This window comes from Pseudomonas nitroreducens TX1 (assembly GCF_000313755.1).
In the GTDB taxonomy this organism is placed as follows: Bacteria; Pseudomonadota; Gammaproteobacteria; order Pseudomonadales; family Pseudomonadaceae; genus Pseudomonas; species Pseudomonas nitroreducens_A.
Window position 1 is genome coordinate 227,344 of sequence record NZ_AMZB01000138.1, and the last position, 23,398, is coordinate 250,741.

At 66.2% G+C, this 23,398-nt stretch carries 15 protein-coding genes; 10 read left to right on the top strand and 5 right to left on the bottom strand.

Annotated features, from left to right (window positions below):
* Positions 1 to 47: 47 nt before the first annotated feature.
* Positions 48 to 1,595 carry a cyclic diguanylate phosphodiesterase gene (locus C167_RS0131655; RefSeq protein ID WP_017522330.1) on the bottom strand — a complete coding sequence of 516 codons (1,548 nt, stop codon included), beginning with the start codon at positions 1,593 to 1,595 and terminating at the stop codon, positions 48 to 50.
* Positions 1,596 to 1,756: 161 nt separating this feature from the next.
* Between C167_RS0131655 and C167_RS0131660 the strand changes: the two genes are divergently transcribed.
* The gene (locus C167_RS0131660) at positions 1,757 to 2,272 is read left to right on the top strand and encodes an RDD family protein (protein ID WP_017522331.1); all 516 of its coding nucleotides are present in this window, start codon (positions 1,757 to 1,759) and stop codon (positions 2,270 to 2,272) included.
* A gap of 69 nt (positions 2,273 to 2,341) precedes the next feature.
* Here the strand turns inward: C167_RS0131660 and lptG are convergent, their stop codons facing one another.
* Both lptG and lptF read right to left on the bottom strand, forming a co-directional pair.
* On the bottom strand, positions 2,342 to 3,409 hold the full coding sequence (gene lptG / locus C167_RS0131665) for an LPS export ABC transporter permease LptG (protein WP_017522332.1): 1,068 nt from the start codon (positions 3,407 to 3,409) through the stop codon (positions 2,342 to 2,344).
* Positions 3,402 to 4,526: an LPS export ABC transporter permease LptF gene (gene lptF, locus C167_RS0131670; protein WP_017522333.1), complete on the bottom strand. Its 1,125-nt coding sequence runs from the start codon at positions 4,524 to 4,526 to the stop codon at positions 3,402 to 3,404. Before lptF ends, lptG begins: the two co-directional genes overlap by 8 nt.
* Before the next feature lie 190 nt (positions 4,527 to 4,716).
* Between lptF and C167_RS0131675 the strand changes: the two genes are divergently transcribed.
* From C167_RS0131675 to C167_RS0131690, 4 genes are all read left to right on the top strand, one after another.
* Positions 4,717 to 6,207 (top strand): leucyl aminopeptidase, encoded by a 1,491-nt coding sequence (locus C167_RS0131675; protein WP_017522334.1) that lies wholly within the window; start codon positions 4,717 to 4,719, stop codon positions 6,205 to 6,207.
* 34 nt (positions 6,208 to 6,241) lie between these two features.
* Positions 6,242 to 6,670 carry a DNA polymerase III subunit chi gene (locus C167_RS0131680; RefSeq protein ID WP_017522335.1) on the top strand — a complete coding sequence of 143 codons (429 nt, stop codon included), beginning with the start codon at positions 6,242 to 6,244 and terminating at the stop codon, positions 6,668 to 6,670.
* 19 nt (positions 6,671 to 6,689) lie between these two features.
* Entirely contained in the window at positions 6,690 to 7,061 is a 372-nt protein-coding gene (locus C167_RS0131685; RefSeq protein ID WP_017522336.1) for a hypothetical protein, read from the top strand.
* Positions 7,062 to 7,793: 732 nt separating this feature from the next.
* Positions 7,794 to 10,643, top strand: coding sequence for a valine--tRNA ligase (locus C167_RS0131690; RefSeq protein ID WP_017522337.1), 2,850 nt, complete (start codon positions 7,794 to 7,796; stop codon positions 10,641 to 10,643).
* 241 nt (positions 10,644 to 10,884) lie between these two features.
* Here C167_RS0131690 and C167_RS0131695 read toward each other — a convergent pair whose 3' ends face one another.
* Both C167_RS0131695 and C167_RS0131700 read right to left on the bottom strand, forming a co-directional pair.
* The gene (locus tag C167_RS0131695; protein ID WP_017522338.1) at positions 10,885 to 12,789 is read right to left on the bottom strand and encodes a M14 family metallopeptidase; all 1,905 of its coding nucleotides are present in this window, start codon (positions 12,787 to 12,789) and stop codon (positions 10,885 to 10,887) included.
* A gap of 175 nt (positions 12,790 to 12,964) precedes the next feature.
* A complete protein-coding gene (locus C167_RS0131700; RefSeq protein ID WP_017522339.1) occupies positions 12,965 to 17,926 on the bottom strand; it encodes a C39 family peptidase in 4,962 nt (1,653 codons plus the stop codon).
* A 196-nt stretch (positions 17,927 to 18,122) separates the two neighbouring features.
* Between C167_RS0131700 and C167_RS0131705 the strand changes: the two genes are divergently transcribed.
* The 5 genes from C167_RS0131705 to rlmF all read left to right on the top strand — a co-directional run bounded on the left by C167_RS0131705 (position 18,123) and on the right by rlmF (position 23,376).
* A complete protein-coding gene (locus C167_RS0131705; protein ID WP_017522340.1) occupies positions 18,123 to 19,775 on the top strand; it encodes a thiamine pyrophosphate-binding protein in 1,653 nt (550 codons plus the stop codon).
* Between the two features lie 96 nt (positions 19,776 to 19,871).
* Complete coding sequence (locus tag C167_RS0131710) at positions 19,872 to 21,701, top strand: SLC13 family permease (protein ID WP_017522341.1); 1,830 nt, start codon at positions 19,872 to 19,874, stop codon at positions 21,699 to 21,701.
* Between the two features lie 25 nt (positions 21,702 to 21,726).
* Complete coding sequence (locus C167_RS0131715; RefSeq protein ID WP_017522342.1) at positions 21,727 to 22,023, top strand: winged helix-turn-helix domain-containing protein; 297 nt, start codon at positions 21,727 to 21,729, stop codon at positions 22,021 to 22,023.
* 14 nt (positions 22,024 to 22,037) lie between these two features.
* Positions 22,038 to 22,229, top strand: a complete 192-nt coding sequence (locus C167_RS34165) for a hypothetical protein (protein ID WP_200860192.1) — start codon at positions 22,038 to 22,040, stop codon at positions 22,227 to 22,229.
* 139 nt (positions 22,230 to 22,368) lie between these two features.
* Positions 22,369 to 23,376 (top strand): 23S rRNA (adenine(1618)-N(6))-methyltransferase RlmF, encoded by a 1,008-nt coding sequence (gene rlmF, locus C167_RS0131730; RefSeq protein WP_017522344.1) that lies wholly within the window; start codon positions 22,369 to 22,371, stop codon positions 23,374 to 23,376.
* The last annotated feature ends 22 nt before the right edge of the window (positions 23,377 to 23,398 follow it).

Here is a 23,398-nt window from a genome sequence, read left to right on the forward strand (position 1 = left end):
AGGCAGGCGAAAAAATCGTCATGGCCGATCCGCCCAGGCAGTTCGTTTCAGGGCGGGCTGCGCCGCTCCTGCAGCAGGCCTACGAACCTGGCCAAGGGCATCGGTCGGTCAAAAAGGTACCCCTGCAGCACCCTCACCCCACGAGCGGCCAGGTACTGCCGCTGCTGCTCGGTCTCGACACCTTCGGCAATGATCATCAGGTCCAGCTTGCCGCACAGTTCGACGATGCTGTCCAGGACATGGGATGACAGCGCGTCCACTCCGATCATCGCCACGAAGCTCTTGTCGATCTTCAGCGCATCCACCTTGAAGCGGTGGAGGTAGGCCAGGCTTGAATTGCCGGTGCCGAAATCATCGATGGCGAGCTTGACGCCCAACCCGTGGAGCTTGGCGAACAATTCGTCGGTCACTTCGCTGGAAACGATCAGCTCGCGCTCGGTGAGTTCAAGGGTCAGTTCCGGGCGATGAGGCAGAAAGCGCGCCTGGAAGGCCCGGCAATCCTCGAACAACCCAGTTTCGGTGCAGTGCCGGGCGCTGATGTTGAAGCTCAGGTGAAAGCCCTTGCCCAGCAGATGCCCGTGCGGCGCCAACCCGTCGGCGACCTGGCGGAACAGCTGTCGGGTCATCGAGACGATAAGGCCGGATCGTTCGGCCATGGGGATGAACAGATCAGGGCCGACCATGCCTTCACGTGGGTGGACCCAGCGCATCAGCACTTCCGCGCCGACCCACCGGCCGTCCCGGGCATCGACCAGCGGTTGCAGGTACGGCACGAATTCGCCAGCGAGCAAGGCCCGCTCCAGTTCCAGGCTTGGCGTCGCCGAGCGTCCCCACAGCCAGTAGCAGGCCATCCCGGATACCCCGCCCAGCATCAGCATCAGCGCAACCAAGGGCAGCGAATCCTCGCGGATATGCTTCCATTGCGCCCCCGCGGGGAAGCCACCGATCACCTTGTACGGAAAACGCTCGGAGGCCAGCTCGACATGCCCCAGCGGCAGCGGCGCGGGAATACCGTCCAACACGCGGCCCTGCTCGTCCATCCACTGTCGGCCAACCTGCAACTGCAGGTCGCTGCGCTGGTCGACCAGTTGCAGGGTGTTGCTCAGGTAGCGGCCATCCACGGTCGCCAGCGCGGCAAATCGCCCCTGCGCGAGGCGCAGGATCAGCAGCGCGTAATCGGGCGTCACCTCATTGCCCGCCATCATGCGTAGCTGACCCGCAACATACAGGTCAATGTCCAGCGGTGCCTGGAAGTCACCAAACAGGGACGTGCAATAGATGTTGTCATTGCGGGTCAGGTTGACCGAGCGGACGAAAGGCACCACGGCCACCTGCTCGCGCAACACCAGGGTCGCGTCGTCGCAACCCTCATCCACATGCAGCAAGGCCACGCGTGCGGCGCCCGCCGCGTTGTTCAGCATGACATCGAACAGCCGCACCGCCTCGTTGGCGGCGGTCCGCGCTTCCACGGACAGGGTTCGCAGGCTCTGCCAATAAAGGATGGCGCTGCCCAACAGAAGCGGCAGCAGCGCCATGGAAACGGCGAAGACCAGACGGGGCAGCAGCCTGCGCCGGGCATAGCTGTGTAGCGGCATCCTTGTTCCTTGCGCGACGGCGCCGCGACCTGCGACGCATTGCCACTCCCCGGCGGGCAGCGACATGGTTTGAGCTTAGAACAGCCCCGGCCACAGAGCGCCGGACGGCGGAACCCGTATAATCCCCGCCCTCTTCCACCTGATCGCTACAGAAGACACTCATGCCCAAGCCGCAGCAGCTCAAGCCCCAGGGAGACTTCCCGCCCGCCACGCTCCTCCGCCGCTTCGCCGCGATGTTCTACGACTTCCTGCTCTGTGTGGCCTTGCTGATGGTGGTGACACTGATCTATCAGCAAGTGTTCCTGCGCCTGATCTACGGCAGCGAAAAGCTCCGGCTGCTGGCCGACCAGGGCGCGCTGACCGGTGACCCGCTGCTCTCCAGCCTGCTGTTCATCAGCGTGTTCGCCTTCTTCGCGAAGTTCTGGACCTACAGCGGCCAGACCCTGGGCATGCAGGTCTGGGGCGTGCGCGTGCAGAACGCCAACGGAACGCGCATCACGCTGATGCAGGCGCTGTTGCGTTTCGTCATCGCCATCGCCTCCTGGGGTTGCGCCGGCCTAGGCTTCCTCTGGATGCTCTGGGACAAGGACAGGCGCACCTGGCACGACCGCTATTCGGAAAGCGTGGTGATCCAGATCCCCAAGGCGGTGCGCAAGGCAACGCAGGGCCGCGGCTGAACCTCAGGCAATAAAAAAGCCGGCGATTGCCGGCTTTTTCATGACTGCAGGATCCATCCCACGAAGGGATCAGCCTGCCCGCTTCAGCAGCAGGGTGCCGAGCAACGCACAGATCGCCGCCGGCACCAGCACCGCCAGCAGCGGCGGGAAGTTGAACACCTGGCTGGACGGGCCGAGCAGGTCCTGGGCGATGCGGAAGGTGAAGCCCACCAGCACCCCGGTGAACACGCGCTGCCCGAGGGTCACGCTGCGCAGCGGGCCGAAGATGAACGAGATCGCCATCAGCACCAGAGCCGCGGTCACCAACGGCTGCAGAATCTTGGTCCAGAACGCCAGCCAGTAGCGGTTGGAGCTCAGGCCCTGCTCCTGCAGGTAATGGATATAGCTCCACAGACCCGTGATCGACAGTGCCTCCGGTTCCATCACGACGGTATTGAGCAGTTGCGGGCTGAGCTGGATGTTCCAGGTCTCGCTCTGCCGGTTCACGACCTCGCTGCGTTTTTCCGCGGCGTGCAGCACGGTGGTGGTCACATCCTGCAACTGCCACTGGTTGTTTTCGAAGACGGCCTGGCGGGCGAAGCTCGCGGTCTGCAGACGGCGGTTGTCGTCGAAGTTGTAGCGGGTCACGCCCAGCAGCACGCCGTCCGGCCGCACCACGTTGATGTGGATGAACTCATGCCCCTGGCGGTGCCACAGGCCCGACTTCGAGCTTTGCGAGCCGTTGCCGCTCTGGGCCAGGGCGCGGCCGCTCTGGGCAGCGGTTTCGGTGTAGGGAATCACGTATTCGCCGACCAGGATGCCGGCGAACATCAGCACCAGCATCGGCTTCATCACCGCCCAGACGATGCGCTGCAGCGACACGCCGGCGGCGCGCATGATGGTCAGCTCGCTGTTACTGGCCAGGGTACCCAGGCCCACCAGGCAGCCGATCAGCGCAGCCATGGGGAGCATGTCGTAGCCACGGCTCGGCGCGGTCAACAGGACGAACTTGAGGGCTTCGGTGAGGGTATAGCTGTCATCGATCTGCCCCAACTGGTCGACGAAGGCGAACAGCTCGGCCAGCCCGAGGATCACCCCGAGCACCGCGAGAATGGAAACGAAGACAGTCGTGCCGATGTAACGATCCAGCTTACGCATGCTTCAGCTCCCCGCCCGACTTCGCTCGCTTGGCGGCCAGCTTCAGGCGCAGCGGCTCCCAGTACAGCAGCAACAGGCCGATGGCCAGGAATATCCCGTGGATCCACCACAGGCCGAGGGCCATGGGAATCCGGCCCTTGTCGAGCATGCCGCGGCCGGCAATCAGCAGCGCCAGGTAAGCCATGTACAGCAGCACCGCCGGCAGCAGCTTGAGGAAGCGGCCCTGGCGCGGATTGACGCGCGACAGCGGCACCGCCAGCACGGTCACCACGAACACCAGCAGCGGGATGGACACGCGCCATTGCAATTCGGATTGCATGCGCGGGTCATCGCTGCCGAGCAATTGAGAGGTCGGGATGGCGTCGCGGTCATCGATCTCGCTGCTCACTTCCGGCTTGGGCAGGAGCGCAGCATAGGTGTCGTACTTGATCTCGCGGTAATCGGCCTGGCCGGGCGTGCCGTCGTAGCGATAGCCGTCCTTGAGGATCAGGTAGCGGCTGCCGTCGGCATGGATTTCCTGCACGCCGGTTGTGCCGACCAGCACCGAAGTGCCGCCGTCCTTGCCATTGCGCGGGCGGTTCTTGTCCGAAATGAACACGCCGCCCAGTTCAGTGCGTTCGTTGGCCAGGGTTTCGGTATAGGTCACCCGCGTACCGTCGCGCATCGACTGGAAGCGCCCCGGCGCCAGGGTGTCGAACTCGGTCATCGCGTCCTGCTTGTTCAGCAGCAGCTGCATCTGGGTGATGCCCTGCGGCGCCAGCCACAGGCTCAGCCAGGCCACCAGCAGGGCGATGAACAGCGCCGGCGCCAGGGTGATGGCCAGCAGGCGCTGCTGGCTCATGCCGGTGGCGGTCAGCACGGTCATCTCGCTGTCCAGATACAGGCGGCCATACGCCAGCAGGATGCCGAGGAACAGGCCCAGCGGCAGGATCAGCTGCAAAAAGCCCGGCAGGCGCACGCCCATGATCATGAACAGCGAACCCGGATCGAGCAGGCCTTGGGCCGCCTGCGCCAGGTACTTGATGAAACGGCCGCTCATGATGATGACCAGCAGCACGGCGCTCACCGCGCTCATGGTGATCAGCACTTCACGGGACAGGTAACGGAAGACAATCAAACCGGACACTCCAGGGTTGTCACGCTCAGGCGGCTACGCTCAAACTAGCCGCCGTGAAGCATTGCCGGGTGCGCGCGGACGCGACCCAGCGCAAATAGCCGGCATTATCCTGCGATTCGCCAGGCCTGTCACTGCGCAGTCCATCTTCATTCGCAGACCATTCTGCTCTTTGTCCCGGGGACACTCAGCCATGGAATTCCTTGTAAAAAGCGTACGTCCGGAAACTCTCAAGACCGCCACCCTGGTCATCGCCGTGGGCGAAGGCCGCAAGCTCGGCGCTACCGCCCAGGCCGTCGACGAGGCCACCGGCGGTGCCATCGCCAAGCTGCTCAAGCGTGGCGATCTGGCAGGCAAGGTGGGCCAGACTCTACTGCTGCAAGATTTACCCAACATTAAGGCCGAGCGTGTCCTGCTGGTCGGCGCCGGCAAGGAGCGCGAACTCTCCGACCGCGCCTACCGCAAACTGGTTTCCGCCGTCCTCAACAATCTGAAGAACCTGGGCGGCGCAGACGCTGTCCTGGCCTTGGGCGACCTGGCGGTGAAAGGCCGCAATGCCCACGGCAAGGCCCGTCTGCAGGTAGAAACCCTGGCCGACGGCACCTACGTCTTCGACCGCTTCAAGAGCCAGAAGGCCGAAGCGCCGAAGCTCAGGAAAATCACCCTGCTCGCCGACAAGGCCGATGCCGCCGCCGTCGAGCAGGGCGCCAGGGAAGCCCAGGCCATCGCCAACGGCATGGCCCTGACCCGCGACCTGGGCAACCTGCCGCCGAACCTGTGCCATCCCACCTTCCTGGGTGAACAGGCCAAGGCGCTGGGCAAGGAGTTCAAAGGCCTCAAGGTCGAAGTGCTCGACGAGAAGAAATTGCGCGAGCTGGGCATGGGTTCCTTCCTCGCCGTCGCCCAGGGCAGTGACCAGCCGCCGCGCCTGATCGTGCTGCAGTACAACGGCGCGAAGACGAAGGACGAGGCCCCGCACGTACTGGTCGGCAAGGGCATCACCTTCGACACCGGTGGCATCAGCCTCAAGCCCGGCCTGGGCATGGACGAGATGAAGTTCGACATGTGCGGCGCGGCTTCCGTGTTCGGCACCTTCCGCGCCGTGCTGGAACTGCAGCTGCCGATCAACCTGGTGGGCGTGATGGCCTGCGCCGAGAACATGCCCAGCGGCGGCGCGACCCGTCCGGGCGACATCGTCACCACCATGAGCGGCCAGACCGTCGAAATCCTCAATACCGACGCCGAAGGCCGCCTGGTGCTGTGCGACGCACTGACCTACGTCGAGCGCTTCAAGCCGCAATCGGTGGTGGACATCGCCACGCTCACCGGCGCCTGCATCGTCGCCCTGGGCTCCAACACCTCGGGCCTGATGGGCAACAACGACGCGCTGATCAAGCAACTGCTCAAGGCCGGTGAAGTCGCCGACGACCGCGCCTGGCAACTGCCGCTGTTCGACGAATACCAGGAGCAGCTCGACAGCCCCTTCGCCGACATCGCCAACATCGGCGGGCCCAAGGCCGGCACCATCACCGCCGGCTGCTTCCTGTCGCGCTTCGCGAAGAAGTTCCACTGGGCGCACCTGGACATCGCCGGCACCGCGTGGATCAGCGGCGGCAAGGACAAGGGCGCCACTGGCCGTCCGGTCCCGCTGCTGACCCAGTACCTGCTGGACCGCGCTAAGTAATGGCACCGTGCAATCTGCCGAAGGGATCGAACGCATGACCCGGGTCGACTTCTACGTCATCCCCAGCGCCGATCCCGACGCACGCCTGACCATCGCCTGCCGCCTCGCCGAAAAGGCCTGGCGGCAAGGCATGCGCATCTTCGTGCTGTGCGAAAGCGAGGCACAGCGCGAGGCAATCGATGCCCGGCTGTGGAACTTCCGGGGCGAAACCTTCATCCCACACAACGCGGTGGAAGAAGATGCCGACTCGCCGATCGTGCTCGCCCTCGGCGAGCCGCCGGAAAGCCACCGGGACCTGCTGATCAACCTGACCCTGGCCATTCCCACCTTTGTCGACCGCTTCAACCGGGTTGCCGAGCTGGTGATCGAGGAACCGGCGACTCGTCAGGCCGCGCGGGAGAATTTCCGTCGCTACCGCGAGCAGGGCTATCCTTTGCAGGACCACCGCCTGCCGCGCCCTTGAGAGCGTCTCAGCCAAGACCATGGACAACCGCAAGCCCCCGCACGACCCCGACCACCTGCTGGAAGACCTGAAGAAGATCCAGGACCTGCTGGACGAATCGGGCGCCGAGCCGCCCCTGCTCACCGAATCCTTCGAGCCGGACAACATCCCGCTGCTCTCCGACGTGGTCGCGCCCGCCCCCCAGCCGCCCACCCCGGCAGCCGTGTCGCCGGCCGCGCCAACCGTATCGTCAACGGCCAGCGAGCTGAACCGCCTCGACCTGGAACTGCGCGCCGCGGCCCAGCTCATCCTGCAGGACGTCCTCGACGACTTCGCCCCGCAGATCGAAGCCGAGCTGCAGCGCCGCCTGGAGGCACGGATGCAACGGCTGTTGGCGCAGCGCAAGCCCTGAACCGCCGCGCGGCCTCGCGCCAATCGCGGACAAGGTCCGCTCCTACGCCCCCCTTATCTGTAGGGGCGAGCTTGCTCGCGAACCGGGCTTCGCAGCGGGGGGTTGTTCGCGAGCAAGCTCGCTCCTACGAAGAGCCCTGCCCCACCCCGTCTCTGACGCTGGCTTTTTAAAGGCTTCCAGAGAAATCCCCACGCACTCCGAACGGCCCCGTTCAGGAGGCCGAGTGGAAGCGGAGTTTCAGGGGTTGAGCGGCATGGATGCCGCGAGAGCTGCGATGGGCCAGGGATGGCCCTTCGCAGCGTGCCCCTGAAACTTCGCTGGAGCGAGGGAATTTTTCGCCTAAGCGAAAAACCGGATGTCGGGGCAAGCCTTCTTGGTTACTTCTTCGGCGTCTGGAAAAAGTGACTCGCCGAGGAGCGAAACAAGAAGCTCGCGCGCACACCGAAGCGGCGCAGGAATGCCCAAGCCGAGGCCCGCCGCATCCTGACAGGTGCTGCCCCTGCAATATCACAGGGGCACGCGCCGGCCCTGCCGGCGGATCGCGGGCATGGCCCGCTCCTACAAGGCCCCAGCCGAGCGGCCGGAGGGCAAACGCGGACGGAGTCCGCTCCTACGCCCACAGCAACGCCTGTAAAAGCAGGCCCGCCCAACCCGCACTGGTGGCCTGTGAGCCCCGCCTCCCGTTATACTCAGCGGTTTTCCGTCTAGCCTTATCAGGGTCCCGCCGCGCTCATGGACAAGACCTACCAGCCCCACGCCATCGAATCCCACTGGTACCCCCTGTGGGAGAAAGAGAACTACTTCGCCCCGCAAGGCTCCGGCGAGCCGTACACCATCATGATCCCGCCGCCGAACGTCACCGGCAGCCTGCACATGGGCCACGGCTTCAACAACGCCATCATGGACGCGCTGATCCGCTACCGCCGCATGCAGGGCCGCAATACCCTGTGGCAGCCGGGCACCGACCACGCCGGCATCGCCACCCAGATGGTGGTGGAGCGCCAGTTGGCCGCCCAGGGTATCGCCCGTCATGACCTGGGCCGCGAGAAGTTCCTGGAGAAGGTCTGGGAGTGGAAGGACCAGTCCGGCGGCACCATCACCCGCCAGATTCGTCGCCTGGGTTCCTCCGTGGACTGGTCGCGCGAGCGCTTCACCATGGACGACGGCCTGTCCAACGCCGTGAAGGAAGCCTTCGTGCGCCTGCACGAGGACGGCCTGATCTATCGCGGCAAGCGCCTGGTCAACTGGGACACCAAGTTCCACACCGCCATTTCCGACCTGGAAGTGGAGAACCACGACGAGAAGGGCCACCTCTGGCACCTGCGCTACCCGCTGGCCGACGGCAACAAGACCGCCGACGGCAAGGACCACCTGATCGTCGCCACCACCCGTCCGGAAACCATGCTGGGTGACAGCGCCGTCGCCGTGCACCCGGAAGACGAGCGCTACGCCGCGCTGATCGGCACCTTCATCGACCTGCCGCTGGTGGGCCGGCGCATCCCGATCATCGCCGACGACTACGTCGACCGCGAGTTCGGCACCGGCTGCGTGAAGATCACCCCCGCCCACGACTTCAACGACTACGAAGTCGGCAAGCGCCACGACCTGCCGCTGATCAACATCTTCGACAAGGACGCGGCGATCCTCGCCACCGCCCAGGTGTTCAAGCTCGACGGCAGCGTCAACACCGAACTGGACGCCAGCCTGCCGGCCGCCTACGCCGGCCTTGACCGCTTCGTCGCGCGCAAGCAGATCGTCGCCGACTTCGAGGCCGCCGGCCTGCTCGAGAAGATCGACGACCACGCGCTGAAAGTGCCCAAGGGCGACCGCTCCGGCACCGTCATCGAGCCCTGGCTGACCGACCAGTGGTACGTCTCCACCAAGCCGCTGGCCGAGCCCGCCATCGCCGCCGTGGAGGACGGCCGCATCCAGTTCGTGCCCAAGCAGTACGAGAACATGTACTTCAGCTGGATGCGTGACATCCAGGACTGGTGCATCAGCCGCCAGCTGTGGTGGGGCCACCGCATCCCGGCCTGGTACGACGATGCCGGCAATGTCTACGTCGGCCGCAACGAGGCCGACGTGCGCGCCAAGCACAACCTGGGCGACGCCAACCTGCGCCAGGACGAAGACGTCCTCGACACCTGGTTCAGCTCGGGCCTGTGGACCTTCTCCACCCTCGGCTGGCCGGAACAGACCGACTACCTGAAGACCTTCCACCCCACCGACGTACTGGTGACCGGCTTCGACATCATCTTCTTCTGGGTGGCGCGCATGATCATGCTGACCATGCACCTGATCAAGAATGGCGATGGCAGCGCGCAGATCCCGTTCAAGACCGTCTACGTCCACGGTCTGGTGCGCGACGGCCAGGGCCAGAAGATGTCCAAGTCCAAGGGCAACGTGCTCGACCCGCTGGACATCGTCGACGGCATCACCCTCGACGAACTGCTGGAAAAACGCACCAGCGGCATGATGCAGCCCAAGCTCGCCGAGAAGATCGCCAAGCAGACCAAGGCCGAGTTCCCCGAAGGCATCGCCAGCTACGGCACCGACGCCCTGCGCTTCACCTTCTGCTCGCTGGCCTCCACCGGTCGCGACATCAAGTTCGACATGGGCCGCGTCGAGGGCTACCGCAACTTCTGCAACAAGCTGTGGAACGCCGCCAACTTCGTCATCGAGAACACCGATGGCAAGGACACCGGCGTGAATGGCGAGCCGGTCGAGCTGTCCTCGGTTGACCGCTGGATCATCTCCGCCCTGCAGCGCACCGAGATCGAAGTGGCGCGCCAACTGGACGCCTTCCGCTTCGACCTGGCGACCCAGGCCCTCTACGAGTTCATCTGGGACGAGTACTGCGCCTGGTACCTGGAGCTGGTCAAACCGGTGCTGTGGGACGAGAACGCGCCGCTCGAGCGCCAGCGCGGCACCCGTCGCACCCTGGCGCGCGTGCTGGAAACCGCACTGCGCCTGGCGCACCCGTTCATGCCGTTCATCACCGAGGAAATCTGGCAGCGCATCAAGACCGCCGCCGGCAAATCCGGTGACACACTGATGCTGCAACCCTGGCCGATTGCCGACGAGGCGAAGATCGACGCCGCCGCCGAGGGCGACATCGAGTGGGTCAAGGCCCTGATGCTGGGCATCCGCCAGATCCGTGGCGAGATGAACATCTCCATGGCCAAGCGCATCGACCTGGTGCTGAACAACGCCTCGCCCGAGGACCACCGCCGCCTGGCCGACAACGAGCCGCTGCTGATGAAGCTGGCCAAGCTCGAGACCATCCGCGTGCTGGACGAAGGCGAAGAGCCGCCGATGTCCGCCACCGCGCTGGTCGGCGACCTGCAGGTACTGGTGCCGATGGCCGGCCTGATCGACAAGGCCGCCGAAATGGCGCGGCTGGACAAGGAAATCCAGCGTCTGGAAGGCGAAGTCAAACGCGTGGGCGGCAAGCTGTCCAACGAAGGCTTCGTCGCCAAGGCTCCGCCGGAAGTGATCGAGAAGGAACGCGCCAAGCTGGCTGAAGCCGAGCAGGCCGTGACCAACCTGATCCAGCAGCGCGAGAAGATCGCCAGCCTGTAAGCCCCACCACAAGGCCCGCCAATGCGGGCCTTGTGTTTTTTGCAGATCAAGATCCCCTCTCCCTGACTCTCTCCCGCAAGCGGGAGAGGGGACCGTTCGGTGGAGGTTGAAACCACAGTATCAGCCGGCACGGACTGCCCCCTCTCCCTGAGGGAGAGGGCTGGGGTGAGGGGGACGCGCGGACACAGACGCCCCAGAGAGACCGCCTCCCTCCGCATAGCGCGTCATCCCGCGGCGCTCGTCAGTACACCGCCCCCACCGGGTACACGTAGGCATTCACGTCATAGAACGGCGTGCGCTGGTAGAACCACTGCAGGCGTGCCTGGGCGTCCTTGGCGAAGGCCTTGTCGTCCTTGAGCTTCTGCTCGAACTCGGCTTTCAGCTTCGGGTCCTCGGCGAGCATCTTGCGCGCCATCGGCTCCATCACGTATTCCTCCGGCTCCTCGGCCACCACCAGGGTCGAATTGAAGAAGCCCCAGGACCAGAACGAGTCAGGGCTTTCCGCCGTCAGCAGGTTGACCGCCAGCACGCCCAGCGGCTGGTCGGTGTCGATCACCACCGAGCCCGCCGGGTAGGTCTGCAGGCGCTGGAACGGCTTGCCGACGCCACTGACCAGCAGATGCCCCTCGTAGCCGGGAATCTCGTTGGTGGCAGCGCGATCCGGCTCGAATCCGCCGGCCAACTTGATGTCGTCCATGCGGTACAGCGTCACCTCGATGGGCGTGGCCTTGTCGAGGGTCTTCATCTGGATGCCGTGGGACTTCAGGCGCGCGATCACCTCGCTCCACTGCACCGGCACCACGTATTGCTTCGGCCGCTTCACCACCAGGTCCGGCACCGAGTTGTCGGTGATCGGCACGTTCAGCTGCTTGGGCTTGTTGCTCCAGACAATGGTCTTCTTGCCGGTGATGGGCGATTCCTCGTAGCGGTAGTCGCCCACGGTGAACGGCGTGTGCTGCGCCTCGCCCGGCTTCCAGGTGAGCGTCACCTGCTGCTGCGTCGCCAGCCGTTCGCGATCCTTGGTGATCGCCTGCTTCAGCGAATCGGCGTTATCGCCGATCACCTGGAACATCGCCTTGAGCATCACGTAGTTGCCCAGCACCTGGGTTTCATAGGGGTGCAGCGCGTGCTGCTCGATCAGGATCGAGGGCACGTTGCGGATGTCGCCGTACTGGTTGGAGAAACGCGCCAGGTCCGTGCGGTACGGGTAGTAGCCCTGGGTCGGGTCCTGGTTGTCGTTGAAGCTGATGCACTCGTGCACCACATGCCCGTCGCCCTCCAGCGCCTTGTACACCGGGCCGCGCATGACGCTGTCCATCCACTGGCTGGAGGCCGGCGACCAGCCATTGCCGTTGTGGCAGTAGGAGCTGTCGTAGGGGTACATGGCGCCGTCGGTGGAATGGGTGTCGGCGAAAAAGCTCAGGTCGTACTGGTTGAACACCCAGGCAACGTTGCGGATTTCCGCGCTGTCGAGCTTGGTGAAGTCGCGGTTGAGGTTGTAGTTCAGGCCGTTGACCCGCCAGCCGGTGACCTCTGGGCCGTTCTGGTTGATCCGCCCGTAGGGGCTGCGCCGCAGGTCGCCGTCGATGTTCACGGTGGGGATGAAGAGGATGTTGACCTTGTCCAGCACGCCGGCCAGCGGCTTGTCGCCGGTGGTCATGTCGCGCAGTAGCATGAACATGGCGTCCTTGCCGTTGGCCTCGCCCGGGTGGATTTCAGCCTCGACGAAGATCGTCGGCTTGCCGGACTTGTTCAGCCCGGCCGGCGACTTGTCCGCCTCGCGGCTGGCGGTCACAAGCAGCATCGGCTCGCCGGTGGCGCTGTTCTCCGGCAGGTCGCTCAGGGCGATGGCGCCGCCGGAGGCATCGGATAGCTTCTGCAGCCAGGCACGGGTCTGGTGGTAGTCGGAGGTCTGCCTGAAGCCGGTGGATTCGGCCAGGGTGATCAGCGAGTTGTCGGCCTTGGCGATGTACTTCGTGCTGGTGAGCTTCTGCTCGAACATCGCCGGGAGGATGCGCGTCTTGGCGGTGGCGCTGTAGCCGCTGTCATCGATGTACCCCGGCGCCGAAGGCAGGGCGGCATACAGGGGCAGGCTGGAGGTGGCAAAGAGGCCGGCGAGTAGCACTCGGGACGAGAGGTGGTCCATGAAAGATTCTCCTTTTGCAGCAAAATCGTCCTGCGGACGCGTCTGCGCCCATGCATGAACCATAGACAACCTGCGAAAAACGCCAGCGCGGTTCGTCGTCGCGCCCTGCGTCGCAGAGCGGCCCGGCTGCCCTGGATGGCCGCCGGCGCCGCCTGCTGATGTCGTTGACAGCGACTCAGTGCAGCTGAATCCGCCACCACAGGCGTTCCAGCCAAGAGCGCTGACGCCGTGCCAGCGCCGCGGCCAGTCGGCGGCGCAGCCGACGATAGGCCGCCTGGCTGCGGCTGGCTGCCGCCTGCCGGCGCGCCAATTCGAATTGCCCTTGCGCATGACGCGCATGCCCACTTTCACGCGCCTCGCGGTAGCCCTCCGCCAGGTGCCACAGGCAGGCGTAGTAAGGCCGCAGCGATTCCACGGGGATTGCCGCCAGGCCGCTGGCCAACTCGCCCAGGTTATCGCTGATCGCGTGATCGACAGCCAACCACAACCGGGCCTCCAGGTTGCCGTCATCCAGGGCCAGGGCGCGCCGGGAGGCCTCACCGGCCTCCTCGTCCCTGCCCAGCTCGCGCAGGCCCAGGGAAAGATTGTCCAGCGCCCAGGCCGGTGCATCGCTGCGCTCGCGCCAGTCGCCCAGCATGCTGGTCAGGGTGTACCACTCGCCATGGTTGGAGAGCGCGTAGCTGGCATGGGACCAGATCCGCATGTCTCTTTTCATCGTCTCGCGCAGCAGGTAGCAGGTGCTGCGCAGCACCGCACTGTCAGCAGGGCGGTCGGCCAGCAGGCCCAACATCGCCACGGCGAGGTTCCCCTGGCGGTCCTTGGGCAGCATGCGCTTGAACGCCCTCAGCAGCCCTCCCGGCACCAGCGCTCCAGCCTGGCGCCGCAGCCAGGCGCGGGCGGCCACCGAATTGGCGCTGCCCTGCTCCAGGCATTGCTCCACCTCCTGCACCAGGACATGTTCGCGCCTGGCCCCCATCACCGAATCTTCGGCCCGGCCCCAGACTTCCCCGGCGTCCTCGTCACTCTGCGCGAGGCGCTTCAGGCCGTCGCGAAGGTGCGCGGCGAAACGGTCCTCGGCCACCCCGAGGCGCACCATCCGTAGATAGAGGGCCGGCCCCGTCGTGTGGACGGCCATGGCATGCAGCATTTCCTCGCAGGCAATAGTCGCCTGGCGATCCAGGCGCAGGTCGAACAGTTGGAACCAGGCGAACGGGTAGTTGGCATCCAGCTGCAGGGCGCGTTCGAAGGAGGCCTCCGCCTGGGTAGGCTGCGCGGCGGCGACCAGCGCATGCCCCAGGAAACCATGGGCCATCGCCAGTTGCGGGCGCAATGCGACCATCTGCCGGGCGGCTTCGACATAAGGCGCGGCCTCGCCATCCTCATCGTGATAGTCGGCCAGTTGGCGCCAGCCTTCGAAGAAGTTCTCCGCCCGCGCCAGCAGTTGCCTCAGCACGCCCACCGCCTCCCGGTTCCGCCCCGCGGCGCGCTGGGCGCGAGCGCGGTACACTTCGAACTCCACCGGCGCGTTGCCCTGCCAGGGCGGCCCATCGAGCCACTGGCCCACCTCCTCGAAGCGGCGCTGCTCGATCAGCCATTTCAGATAGCCCTCTCCTGCTGCCCAGCCGAAAGGCGCCAGGCGCAAGGCTTCACGCCAGGCCGCGCCACGCTCGTCGCCCTGGCTGAGTTCGGCCAAGGCCTGCCAGGCGGCCGGGTCACCGGCGCGCAGCTCCACCAGTTGCCTGGCCAGCGTGACGGCCGCTTCCGGCGTGCGCTCGCGCTCGTCCAGCTCTCGTAGCTGAGTCCACGCCCACTGGTTATCCGGCTCCTCCTTCAGGGCCCTTTCCAGAGCCTCGCGCTGCTTGACGAAGCGCTCGACGCGCCCCAGCAGATAGGCCTGCCAGACCCGCAAGGCAGTATTCTCCGGCTCGCGCAGCAGCGCACGCTTGAGCAGTGCCAGCCCCGGCGCCAGCTCGGCATTTTCCTCCAGCAGCGATTCCAGGTAGGTGCGAATGGCCGGGACCCAGACGAGGTTGATGGCGAAGCTCTTCTCCAGCACCTCGCGACACGCGGCAAAGTCCTTCGCGACAAGGTGCAGCTGGGCCAGCTCCAGGTAAAGGCGCGGCAGCAGAGGGAAGCGCTCGATGGCGCTGTTCAGCAGGCTGCTGGCGGCCTCCTGCTGGCCGCACGCGCGTTGCTGGATCGCGACCGCCAGCCAGGCTTGCCACAGGTCGGGGCGCTGCGCCAGCGCCTCCTGCAGCGTCTGCAGAACCCCCTCCGCTTCGAGCAACGGCTGCGCGACGCGCTGGTAGCCCAGCAGGCCGTCGCCGAAGGTCACCTGCCGCTTGAGCTGGTCGGCCACCAGGGCCAGCGCCTCCAGGCTTTCTTCCCGGCTGGTGGCCAGTTCCACCAGTGTCTCGATGGCGTAGTCGTTGTCGATCGAGCGCTCCAGCGCCAGCCGCAGGTATTCCCGCGCCATCTCGCGCTCGCCGCGCCGCAGGCGCACGAAGGCCATGGTCGAAGCCCCGTTGGACGAGCGCGGTTCCAATCCAAGCGCGGCCTCGGCCAGCTCCAGCGCCTCATCGCCGCGCGCCTGGTTGGCCAGGTTGACCGCCAGTTCGCGCAGCGCCCAGGGATAGGCCGGGTTGATCGCCAGCAGATGGCGCAACGCTCGCTCCTTGTCGACCAGGGGCTCGCTCGAAAGCCATCCGTAGTGCATCTCCGCTACCCCGCAGTGATGGGGGTAACGCGCCACGAGGTCAGCCAGGTGCGCGAGCGCCGCCGCCCGTCCCTGGCGCTTCTGCAGCAGATCGGCGTACAGACGTTGCAGGCCCAGGTTGAGCGGCTCCTGCTCGAGCGCCTCGCCCACCTCCCGCAAGGCCAGCTCATGGTCGGCGCCGCTGCGCTGCAGGTGCCAGGCGTGGGCGCGCACCCAGCGCCCGCGCTGGCAGCGCGACTCGGCCCGGCGCAGGCAGGCCTCGGCTTCCTCCAGCCGGCCGTAGCGCCCATAGGCATCCGAGGCGTACAGCAGCATTTCGGGGTCCTCGGGCAGTCGCGCGAGCCCCCGCTCCAGCAACGTGAACATCTCCTGCACACGCTCCAGTTCATCTAGCAGCTGGCACAGACTGATCACCGGCCCGCTGTTGCGATTTCCCAGGCGTTCAGCCCGTTGCCGGAGGAATTCCAGCGCCACTTCGCCCTGACGCAACCAGCGGCTGGCACGGAAGTAGGCCAACGCGTGGCCTTCATTGAATTCGTCGAGGCAGGCGGCAACCCGATACAGCTCGGTGGCCTCCTCCTGCCGGCCCTCGCCCCAGAGCAGCGAGGCAAGCCCCTGCCAGGCCGTCGCCAGCGTCGGATGACCATACAGGGCACGCTGGAAAAGCGCCTGCGCCTGCGCCTGGCGGCTGCCGTCCTCGGCGAGGAAATGCGCATAGCGCACCAGCACCCAGACGTCCGCGCTATGCTCGGCGATCTGCGAATACCACTCCTGCTGCTCCGCGCGGGTCGCCAACTGCTCCAGCGACGATGCCTTGGACAACTTCAGGTTGGCGTCCTCAGGAAACATCCTCAGCAATTTTTCGGTAGCCGCCAGGCGGCCCGCCTCGCTGCCATCGTACCCGGCCAGGGCTCGTTCGGCCTGCGCAGTCAGGCGGTCATCGGGCCAGTACAGCAGCATCCTGGCGAGACCTTCCCGCGCCTGTTCCCGATGATGCACTTCCAGGGCGCCGATCACGGCGTAATAGGCATCCCACTGCACCGTGTCAGGAAGCTCCAGCCCCTCCAGGCGCGCTGACTCTTCGACCGGCAGCATCAGCATGCCGCGCGGACCGAAAGCCTTGCGTTCGGCAAAGAAGGATTCGGCGAGCAGTTCGTTGTAATCGCGCTGTGATGGGTCGCGCAGCAACAAGGTGCCACGGGGGGCGTCATAACCGATGACTGCCTGCAGGTGTCCGCTGCCGGTAGTCTGCGTGGTGAGGGTGAACGGGATGCCGCGATCGATGAGCGCAACGCAACTGTTCCAGTCGACAGTGAACTCACGCGCCAGCCAGCCATTGCGCTCGGCCCAGTTGCGCTCTGCGAAATGGGGTGTGCCGTCGTAGCAGATCTCCTCCGCGACCTGCAGATGTTCGACGCCTCGTCCCCAGAACCGTGCAATCGCCGTCAATGTCGCGGGGCCGCAAGTGACGTGATGCTGTCGAACGAAAGACACCGGCAGCAAGCGGCGCTGTCCCTGGGGCGCCTGCAGTTTCTCGGCAATCCCCTGGTAGAAGCCGGGGCCGGCCTGTTCTGCATACAGCCGGCCGCTTTCATAGTCACCGCGCAGGCAGGCGATGTCGCAGTAGCGCGCGGCATACCAGCGCTTGAGTCCCACGTCGTTGAGGCTGGCGCAGGCTTCGGCTCGGCGCAGGGTCTGCTCGGCCTCGTCGAGGCGTTGATGCTCGATCAGCCACCCGCCCAGCTGCGATAACAACGCCGCGCTCTGTGTGTTCCCAGCCGCGCCCTGCAAGCGCTCGATGGCCTCGGCGTCGCGGCCGAGCAGCATTTCCATGGCAGCGGCCTGTTGTTGGGCCGCCCGGTAATCCGGCCAGGTCTCCAGCACACGCTCGCAGGCCTGCAGCGCCTCGGCGTAGCGATCCTCCTGCTCCAGGCAATAGGCCTGCTCGACGTGCAGCCAGGCTTGCCCCGGGCTCAGTTCCAGCGCGCGTTCCATGGTCTCGCGGGAGCGAGTGAAGTCACGCAGATGCGCAGCCAGCAGCGCGATGAAAGACAACCATTCCGCCTCCTCATCGACAGTGCCATGGAGCGGAGCCAGCTGATGAAGCCAGCGCCAGACGAAATAGTGACCGCGCCGCGACAACAGCTCTCGCCCATGCACCAGGCAGCCAGCATAGCTGCGACGGTCGGCACGCCAGGCGCGCCAGGCGAAAACCCGTGCCAGCCGCTGCGCCCCCAGGTGCCGCAGCAGCCGCGCGGCCAACGCCAGGGCCTGTGGCCCCCGCCACTCCTCCAGCGGCCCCAGCCGCAAGGCCTGTTCGTAGGCATCCTGAAATCTGCCGATGTCGCAGAGCCGCTCGATGTGCGCGACGTCCGCGATGCTGCCAGCCGCGACACAGGGTTCCAGATCGAATCCGTTCATTGACTACGCCCTCCTGAATGGCAGGAAGATAGTGCCGTGCCCTCGTAGGATCGGCCAGTGACTTTTCGCCGACAACCAGGCTCTACCGGCTGCACCGCCATTCCTTGCCGGAATGACCTCCGGAAGAATCGTCGCTTGGAAGGCAGCGCTGCTTGGCTGAAGATCAGCGGCACCCATCCCCCTCAAGCGAACAGCCATGCCAGACTCTCCAGCCCGCAACGGCGGCCAGATCCTCGTCGATGCCCTGCAGCTCCACGCGGTTGACACCGTCTACTGCATCCCCGGCGAAAGCTACCTGCCGGTACTCGATGCACTGCACGACGCGTCGGGTATCCGGACCATCGTCACCCGCCACGAAGGCGCCGCGTCGAACATGGCGGACGCCTACGGCAAGCTCACCGGCCGCCCCGGAATCTGCTTCGTCACCCGCGGGCCGGGTGCGACCCACGCAGCCAACGGCGTGCACACGGCGATGCAGGACTCGACGCCGATGATCCTGTTCATCGGCCAGGTGGAAAGCGCCTTCAAGGGCCGCGAAGCCTTCCAGGAAGTGGATTACCGGCAGATGTTCGGCGGCCTGGCCAAGTGGGCCACCGAAGTCGAGGACATCCGCCGCCTTCCCGAGATCGTTGCCCGCGCCTTCCGTGTCGCCCAGTCCGGACGCCCCGGCCCGGTGGTCATCGGGCTGCCGGAGGAAGCGCTGTTCGGCTCCGCGCAGGTCGCAGACATGAAGCCGACACCGATTACCCGAGCTACGCCAAGCGCCGACTCGTTGGCCGAACTGCGTGAGCGCCTGAGCCGGGCCAAGCGCCCGCTGCTGATCGTCGGCGGCACTGGCTGGACCCAGGAGGCGTGCGCGCAGGTTCGCGCCTTCGCCCGCACCAACCGCCTGCCGCTGGTGGCTTCGTTCCGACGCCAGGACCTGATCGACAACCGCGACGAGCAGTACGCCGGCCAGCTCGGCTTCGGCGCCTCGCCCAAGCTGACCGACCGCGTGCAGGAGGCCGATCTGCTGGTCGTGCTGGGGTCGCGCCTGAGCGAAACGCCAACCGCCGGCTACACCCTGGTCCAGAGCCCGCGCCCGGTACAGGGCATGATCCACGTCTACCCCGATGCCAGCGAACTGGGCCGCGTCTACCAGGCGGACCAGAGTATCCAGGCCGGCATGCCGGAGATCGCCGCCGCCCTCGCCAACCTCGCGCCCCTCTCCGGGACGCCCTGGGCCGAATGGACCGCCGCTGCCCGCGCCGATTACCTCAGCTACATCACGCCGCCGACCGCGGAACCGCCGCAGGGCGTGGACCTCGCCCAGGTCATCCAGCACCTGAACGAGACGCTGCCGGACGACGCGGTGATCAGCAACGGCGCCGGCAACTACGCCGTCTGGGTGCACCGCTTCTACCGCTATCGCTCGCCGCGCAGCCAACTGGCCCCCACCAATGGCGCCATGGGCTACGGCTTCCCCGCCGCCATCGCCGCCAAGCTGCGCGATCCGCAGCGCAGCGTGGTGTGCTTCGCCGGTGACGGCTGTTTCATGATGTACCCGCAGGAACTGGCCACCGCCGTGCAATATGGCGCCGCGCTGACTGTCATCGTGGTCAACAACGGCATGCTCGGCACCATCCGCATGCACCAGGAGCGCGAATACCCCGGCCGCATCAGCGGGACCGAGCTGCGCAACCCCGACTTCGTCGCCCTGGCCCAGGCCTTCGGCGCCCATGGCGAGCGGGTCGAACGCACCGAGGATTTCGCCGCCGCCTTCGCGCGCGCCCAGGCCAGCGGCAAGCCGTCCCTGATCGAGCTGCGCACCGACCCGAAGCAGATCACCCCGGTCGCCCGGCTGCCGTGACCTGGGGCGTGAGGCTTCGCTAAGCTGCATCGGATCAACGCAACGTGCCCGCCACAACGGGCACAATGGCGAGCCGAACATCTGCTAGGGAAGCGCATGAGTCTGCAACTGATCTGGGTCCTCGCCCTGCTGGCCACCGCGGTCGGGCTGTTCGTCATCAACCGGCCACGGATGGACGTGGTCGCCCTGCTGGTGATGGTCGCCCTGCCGCTGTCGGGCATCCTCAGCGTGCAGGAATCGCTGGCCGGCTTCGCCGACCCCAACGTCATCCTGATCGCCGCGCTGTTCGTCATCGGCGAGGGCCTGGTGCGCACCGGCGTGGCCTATCGAATCGGCGAGTGGCTGACGCGCCGCGCCGGCGCCAGCGAAACACGCCTGCTGGTGCTGTTGATGCTCGCCGTGGCCGGGCTCGGCTCGGTGATGAGTTCCACCGGCGTGGTCGCCATCTTCATTCCCGTGGTGCTGAGCATCGCCTCACGCCTGCATGTGTCGCCGCGCCGGCTGATGATGCCACTGAGCTTCGCCGGGCTGATCAGCGGCATGCTCACCCTGGTTGCCACCGCGCCCAACGTAGTGATCCACAGCGAGCTGGTGCGCGAGGGCTCGAAGGGCTTCGGCTTCTTCAGCTTCACGCCCTTCGGCCTGGTGGTGCTGGTGCTCGGCATCGGCTACATGCTGGTGGCACGCCGCTGGCTGGGCGATGACGATGGCGACGACAAGCAGAGCGCCAAGCGCCGCACCCTGAGCGATCTGATCCGCGACTATCAACTGGCCGGGCGCGAGCGTCGCCTGCGTATCCGCGCCGATTCGCAACTGGTGGGCATGAGCCTGGGCGATGTCGAACTGCGCGCCCGCGCCGGTACCAACGTGGTGGCCATCGAGCGCATGGTGCACTTCCGTCTGAAGATCCTCAGCCCCGGCGCCAGCATCATGCTGCAGGCTGGCGATGTGCTGCTGGTGGACATCTACGGGGACCGCAGCGACCTGCTGGGCATGTATCACGAATTCGGCCTGGAGCCGCTGAGCCTGCAGGGCGACTACTTCACCGAGCGTGCCCATGAGGTGGGCATGGCCGAAGTCACCCTGCCGCCGGAATCCACTTTGTTGGGCAAGAGCGTGCTGGATCTGGAGTTTCGCAGTCAGTTCGGCCTCAACGTGGTCGGCCTGCGGCGCAACCGCGAGGCCCTGGTGGAAGGCCTGCTGGAGGCCAAGCTGAAGGTCGGCGACACCCTGCTGGTGATTGGCGGCTGGAAGGAGATTCGCCAGCTGCAGGCGCGCGGACGGGACTTTCTGGTGCTCAGCCTGCCCGCCGAGGTGGACGAGGCCGCTCCCGCCGCCAGCCAGGCGCCGCACGCACTGTTCAGCCTGGCGGTGATGGTGATCCTGATGGTCAGCGGTCTGGTGCCCAACGTCATGGCGGCACTGATCGCCTGCCTGTTGATGGGCGCGTTCCGCTGCATCGACATGGACAGCGCCTATCGCGCCATCCACTGGCAGAGCCTGCTGCTGATCGTCGGCATGCTGCCTTTCGCCCTGGCGTTACAGAAGACCGGCGGTATCAGCCTGGCAGTCAGCGGCCTGGTCGGCGCGCTCGGCAATGCAGGGCCCTATGCCATCCTCGCCAGCCTGTTCGTGCTCACGGCAGTGATCGGCCTGTTCATCTCCAACACCGCCACAGCCGTGCTCATGGCGCCGGTAGCCATCGCCACGGCCAAGGCCCTGGGCGCATCGCCGGAAGCCTTCGCGATGATCGTCGCGCTGGCCGCGTCGGCTGCCTTCATGACGCCGATTTCCTCGCCGGTGAACACCCTTGTGCTGGGGCCGGGTCGCTATCGCTTCGCCGATTTCGTCAAGGTTGGCGTACCCTTCACGATTCTGGTGATGATCGTCAGCGTTGTGCTGGTACCCTGGCTGCTGCCGCTGTAGCCGTCCGCAAAAAGGAATCATCTCGATGGAAGTGAGCAAGACCAAAAGCAGTTTCTACCGCCGTCTCTATGTGGCCTGGCTGATCGACAGCGGCGCCGCCACCAGCGTCCCGGCATTGATGGCAGCCACCGGCATGCCCCGGCGCACGGCCCAGGACACCCTGGCCGCGCTGGCCGACCTGGACATCGACTGCGCCTTCGAACAGCACGACGGCGAACGCAACAACGCCGGCCACTACCGCATCCGTGACTGGGGCGCCATCGATCCACGCTGGATCGCCGCGCACCTGCCCAGGATCAAGGACATCCTGCAGTACCCCTGAGCCCGCCCGCATGCTTGCCGTCCCGCCCTGTGGCGATCGCGCCACTGACCCTGCTGACCTTCGCCGTGCTGCTGGTACTGCTCTACCGTGCCAGCGGGCTGCATGAGGCGTTCTGTATCGACGCCCTGCGCCGAGAGCTGACCGATCACCGCCTGGGCGGGCTGAACTACAGCCTCGCCCCCTCGGGCATCGGCTTCCGGCCGTAGATGCTCGGCACCCTGCTTGGCCTGCCGATCCCGCTGCTGCTCTGCTGCCTTCTGTTCGAGCGCCTGGGCAACGTGCTGCTCGGCTGACGCGCCCATCTGTGGGAAAATCGCCCACCGCTTCCCTGTCCCGCGCGCCCTCATGTCGAAAGCATCCAGACCGCCCAAACGCCCCGCCGCCCAGGCAAAGCCTGCCCAGCCCCTGCGCGACCCCGCCGCCAAGCGGCCGAACCTGCTGCACCCACGCAACCGCCACCAGGGGCACTACGACTTCCCGGCACTAATCGAGGGCTGCCCGGAGCTGGGCCGCTTCGTCATCACCAACCCCTACGGCAAGCCGAGCATCGACTTCGCCAACCCCGAGGCGGTGCGCCTGTTCAACCGCGCGCTGCTGAAGGCGCAGTATGGCATCGGCCAATGGGACATTCCCGCCGGCTTCCTCTGCCCGCCGATCCCCGGCCGCGCGGACTACGTGCACTACCTCGCCGACCTGCTCGCCGAGGACAACGGCGGCAGCGTGCCGCGCGGGCCGGAGGTGCGCGTGCTGGACATCGGCGTCGGCGCCAACTGCATCTACCCGCTGATCGGCCACCGCGACTACGGCTGGCGCTTCCTCGGTTCGGACATCGAACCCGCCGCGCTGGCCTCCGCGCACGCCATTGTCAACGGCAACCCGGGCCTGGTCGAGGCCATCGAACTGCGCCAGCAGCACGAGCCGACGCATATCTTCCGCGGCCTTCTGAGCGCGGACGAACGCTTCGACGCCACCCTGTGCAACCCGCCCTTCCATTCCTCGCCGGAGGAAGCCAGCAGCGGCAGCCGGCGCAAATGGAAGAACCTCGGCAAGCTCGACCCGTCGCGCCAGTTGCCCAAGCTGAACTTCGGCGGGCAGAGCAACGAGCTGTGGTGCGAGGGCGGCGAGATCGCCTTCCTCCGCAAGCTCGCGGTGGAAAGCGCCGAAGTCGGCCGGCAGGTGCGCTGGTTCAGCTCGCTGGTGTCCAAGGCCGGCAACCTCGACGACTTCCGCCGCGCCCTGAAGAAGGCCGGCGCCATCAGCATTCGCACCGTGGACATGGCCCAGGGCCAGAAGCAGAGCCGCTTCGTCGCCTGGACCTTCCTCGAACCGGAACACCGCCGAGCCCAACCGTAGGGCGCATAACGCGGCACGCGTT